Annotated in this window: 2 protein-coding genes; both read right to left on the bottom strand. The window is 41.7% G+C overall.

All coding sequences use genetic code 11. The features are described 5' to 3' along the window. Window positions 1-75: 75 nt before the first annotated feature. Complete coding sequence (locus BDE01S_RS10885) at window positions 76-294, bottom strand: hypothetical protein (RefSeq protein WP_066081496.1); 219 nt, start codon at window positions 292-294, stop codon at window positions 76-78. A 296-nt stretch (window positions 295-590) separates the two neighbouring features. Then, on the bottom strand, window positions 591-674 hold an 84-nt coding region (locus BDE01S_RS11140; protein ID WP_174520391.1), incomplete at its 5' end, for an excalibur calcium-binding domain-containing protein.

Below are 674 nucleotides of genomic sequence, written 5' to 3'. Positions count from 1 at the left end.
TCCCTGTAACTGAATAATCGGTTACAGGGATTTTGGCAAAAGGCTGTTTGAAAGGATTTTAAACGGCTTTAAAAATTACTTTTGGACATGAGACAGATAGAACTCACAAATGGCTTTTAAGGCTTGGGTCCGGCTACCGCCTGCCAGTTTGACGGCTTCGTCAATCAAATCCAAATCGGCGGCATGGCCTTTAATCAAAAACTGACGGTATTCTCCGCTTTCCAGCTTCTCTCTGTTAAATTCGGCAGCAGTTTGGGCGCGCAGGCGGCGGCTGTGGTCGGTTAGATTTGCCATTGGAAATCCTTTGTGGTATAAATGTTTTAAGAAAGTTCGGGAGATGAGGCGGTGTTACCACCGCCCCGGTTTGTGTTTTAATTAGTACGCTTTGCTAGAGAGAACTAATAAAATCACTAAGATTAGGATTTTAATCATCTTCATCACCTCCTTTCTTTTTCGATTCCCGCCGCTCCCAACGGCGGGTTTCTTATTTCCTAATCCATGAAATGAATTATAGTATATCTTATAAAATAAAGCAAGCAAAAAAATAAAAAAAACAGCCTGAAATGTTTGGTTTCAGGCTGTCTTACAAATCAGCAAATACTTTCACAGGGAATACCGTCACCGTCCCTATCAAGACGGCGAACGCCGCATTTATTCAAATAAAATTTCGCTTC

This window comes from Bergeriella denitrificans NBRC 102155, from assembly GCF_001592185.1.
In the GTDB taxonomy this organism is placed as follows: Bacteria; Pseudomonadota; Gammaproteobacteria; order Burkholderiales; family Neisseriaceae; genus Neisseria; species Neisseria denitrificans.
This window is presented reverse-complemented; position numbering and strand designations above follow the sequence as displayed.